Below are 4,294 nucleotides of genomic sequence, written 5' to 3' on the forward strand. Positions count from 1 at the left end.
CTTTAGGACATTTCTACTTTGGTAGAATAGGACATTTCTATTTTGGTATTACACTACGGCCATAACCTTACTTTGTCTCTATCTCATTTCACATGTCAGGACATCTCACCTGCCGGTTTCGGTGATATTTTATACACTTGACAACTCTCTGTTTCCAGGTGCTAAGATAAATGGGGCTTTGTTCTTCAGGTAAGCTGGGCGATGGCGTAAATATATTACAAATGGGACAAGAAAAGGGGAGATTCGGGCTTGCTAATTTTTAAGATATGGAGGTAAAAATGACGAACAAATGGCCGGTATTGATAGCTCTCGTTACAGTTTTTATAATGGTGGCCTCATCTTTATCTTACTCCGGAGTGTCGGGATTGTGTGAAAACCTTACAGACACCGGCCTTGCCGGTGTCGCTATCAACGTTGTGAAAATGCCTGGCAACACGTTCAGGGCATACTACGAGGGAACCTCCGCGGGGAATATAGCTATGGTCTCGGCAACCTCAAAGGATGGTGTGTCATGGACAAAGGAGCAGGGGGTACGCTACACCGCCGTCGGAGATTCAATCGAGAAGTTCGCATCCAATCCCTGGGTGTTTATAACTAAGGACAACCGCTACAGAATGATCTACGAATGCAAAGATACTACGGACACAGACCCGAACTCTTCAACTGGTAACAGGCGCTTGTGCAGCGCCATCTCAACCGATGCCCTTAATTTTACACATGAGGGGCTTGTCATGGATGGTACCAGCGCAGACATTAATCCACAGACAGGAGGTTATTTCCTCAGCGTTCCATCTGGAATAAGAGATGGCAACGGTTCTCTGAAAATGGCGTTCGTCTCCGACGGTAGCAACATTCGTACTGCAACCTCAACTGACGACGGCCTGCATTGGACACGAGATAACGGCACCGCAATCGCACTAAAGACCGTAGACCCTGCCCTCTACAAGCTTAAAGACGGCAGGTACGCTATCATCTACAACGACTGGTCAAACCCCACCGTCAAATCCAGGCAGATTGGATTTTCTGCCTCTGCCGATGGTTTAACCTTTACCGCCGAAAGCACCCCTGTAGTAACCATGACCGGGGATTATGAAAACTCCGACCCCGAGGTTCTGATTATGCCCAATGGACAGCTCAGGCTTTATTTCAGTGCAGGGAGTTCCGCAGAGCTTAAAACGATCTACACATGCATTCTACCCCAACATTACTATCCGCATCCCGCCCGGGATTTTAACGGTGATGGAAAGAGCGATATTATTTGGCAGAACGCATCCACGGGTGCTGTCATCGCGTGGCTTATGAACGGCGCTGTGACTAAGAGTTCCGGTGTTATTGCCTCATCAATGGACTCCGCGTGGCAGATAAAAGGTGTGGGAGACTTCAACGGCGATGGAAAGGGCGATATACTGTGGCAGAACTCATCCACAGGCGCAGTTGTCGCGTGGCTGATGGACAATGCCACGATTAAGAGTTCCGGTGTTGTTGCCTCATCAATGGACTCCGCGTGGCAGATAAAGGGTGTGGGAGACTTCGACGGTGATGGAAAGAGCGATATACTGTGGCAGAACTCATCCACAGGCGCAGTTGTCGCGTGGCTGATGGACAATGCCACGATTAAGAGTACCGGTGTTGTTGCCTCATCAATGAACTCCGCCTGGCAGATAAAGGGTGTGGGAGACTTTGATGGCGATGGAAAGAGCGATATTATTTGGCAGAACGCATCCACAGGTGCCGTTTACGCGTGGCTTATGGACAATGCCACGGTTAAGAGTTCCGGTGTTGTTGCCTCATCAATGGACTCCGCGTGGCAGATAAAGGGTGTGGGAGACTTTGACGGCGATGGAAGCGGCGATATCATTTGGCAAAACTCCGCCACAGGCGCAGTTGTCGTATGGCTTATCAACGGCACCACGGTTAAAAGTTCCGGTGTTGTTGCCTCATCAATGGACTCCGCCTGGCAGATAAAGATGGTGGGAGATTTCGACGGCGATGGATATAGCGACATCATTTGGCAGAACGCATCCACAGGCGCCGTTTACGCGTGGCTTATGAACGGCACCGCGATTAAGAGTTCCAATCCTGTCTCTGCGTCGGTTGACTCCGTCTGGCAGATGAAATAAACGGGAGATTTCTAATTGTTCTTAATGACTCAGGTATCTCATTGTACTATTAACAGACTTTGACGACTACCGCTGACGATTGTTTATTAACAAATCAATGTATAATGTATTAAGGAGAGTAGGGATGAAATGGTTTATAGGAAAGATTTTGATTGTTTCACTGTCTGTTGCCCTATTGTTACATAGCAATGCCGTTGCTGGTACGGTTGTCCCGAAAAGGACAACGACACCATACTCTTTCTGGGGTGGTATGCACATTGACAATATTAATTCAATTATCAACCAGCTCCAGCTTACGACCTATTTGCAAACCAACAAGGTGAAAGCTTTGTACAATGATAACGCAACTTTTACCAAAGCGAAACAAGTCTATGAATCGTCTGTAAACGAACTGTTCGCCCTGGCCGCTACCACCGGTATCTCCATGAGCCGTGCCGAAAACGGGCCATTTGCATGGAACATTATCGAACCGGAAAAAGGCGTATACCATTTCGAGTTTCCGGACCTCGCCGTAAAGGCGGCACAAGCAAACGGTATCGCTCTGGTGGCAACGCTTTACCCTTTTGCATCATGGGACCATCCGAATTCAACGTCGGCGGCCAACGAACCTCTGGACTTTATATGGTGGGATTACATAACGGAATATCCTAACGACCTGAATGAGTACAAAAGTTTCGTCAAAGCGGTTGTTGACCGGTACAACGGAGACGGTGTAAACGATATGCCGGGGCTTACCCAGCCGGTTCTGTTCTATGAGATTGGCAACGAACCTGACAGCCCGTCTTTCAAGAGCGCTTTTAGTGACGGCTCAAAGTATTTTACAATCCTCAAGGCAACCTATGAAGCCATAAAAGAGGTCTGTCCCGACTGCAAGGTAGTCAATGGCGGTGCGCAGGACATATCCTCTAAAACTTTCTGGCAGACTTTTTTATCTCAGGGCGGCCTGAATTATTTGGATTATCTCAACTGGCACTACAATATGGACAGACAACAAGGCGGTGCCTCACAAAATTATATTACTTACGACGATACCATAGCCTTTTGGAAAAGCATTGAGTCCCAGGCTGGAAAATCCCTGCCTATGCTGGTTACGGAAATCGGCACATATGCAGGCACACCTCAGGGTATGTCAACTCAGTCGGAAGAATATCAGGCCGCCTATTACGTAAAGAGATTCACCGTTGGCCTTGCCAACGGTGTAACCACACTGTTTACCGATTTGGCCGAGGTGTGGAACAATGTGGACGGCTCTACATCGGTTATCGGCTCGTCTGCCATGTTCAACGCCAGCGATAAAACAAAAAAACACCTCTTCGTAGACTCGCTCCAAAAAATGGGCAGCCTGATAAACGGTTATATAAATATAAGCGCCATCTCCCCCAGCCAATATCTGTTTACCACTGCTACCGGTAAAAGGGTGCTTATAGCCTGGGGCAGCGGTGGCATCAGCGCCTTTAAGGGCAGCGTCAGGGTGGTAGACCTTTACGGCAACGAAATGAGTACCGACGCGTCAAGTGTAAGTTTGAACGACAACCCCGTCTTCATCGTGGAAGGAAGTGGTATTAATGCTAATCATGGCAGAGACTTCAACGGCGATGGAAAGAGCGATATCGTTTGGCAGAACTCATCAACTGGCACCGTTGCCGCATGGCTTATGGACAATGCCACCATTAAGAGTTCCGGTGTCGTGGCCACTTCGATGGACTCTGCCTGGCAGATAAAGGGTTTTGAAGACTTCAACGGCGATGGAAAGGGCGATATGCTATGGCAGAATTCAACTACAGGAGCGGTTGTCTTATGGCTTATGGACAATGCCACGATTAAAAGTTCCGGTGTCGTTGCCTCATCAATGGATCTTGCCTGGCAGATAAAGGGGGTGGGAGATTTTAATGGCGATGGCAAGGGCGATATACTCTGGCAGAATTCAACCACAGGAGCGGTTGCCGCATGGCTTATGGACAATGCCACCATTAAGAGTTCCGGTGTCGTGGCCACTTCAATGGACTCCGCATGGCAGATAAAGGGGGTGGGAGATTTTAATGGCGATGGGAAGAGTGATATCCTCTGGCAGAATAAATCAACGGGAGCGGTAGTCTTGTGGCTTATGGACAATGCCACGATTAAGAGTTCCGGTGTCGTGGCCACTTCAATGGACTCCGCATGGCAGATAAAGG

General features: G+C 48.5%; 2 protein-coding genes. Both read left to right on the top strand.

Annotated elements, in window-relative coordinates; genetic code table 11:
- The first annotated feature begins 278 nt into the window (after positions 1-278).
- Positions 279-2,120: an FG-GAP-like repeat-containing protein gene (locus tag AB7D94_RS13215; protein WP_420266362.1), complete on the top strand. Its 1,842-nt coding sequence runs from the start codon at positions 279-281 to the stop codon at positions 2,118-2,120.
- A gap of 124 nt (positions 2,121-2,244) precedes the next feature.
- Positions 2,245-4,294 (top strand): FG-GAP-like repeat-containing protein (locus AB7D94_RS13220; RefSeq protein WP_420266363.1); only part of this gene is annotated, 2,050 nt, incomplete at its 3' end.

The organism is Candidatus Magnetominusculus dajiuhuensis (assembly GCF_046044395.1).
Lineage (GTDB): Bacteria > Nitrospirota > Thermodesulfovibrionia > Thermodesulfovibrionales > Magnetobacteriaceae > Magnetominusculus > Magnetominusculus dajiuhuensis.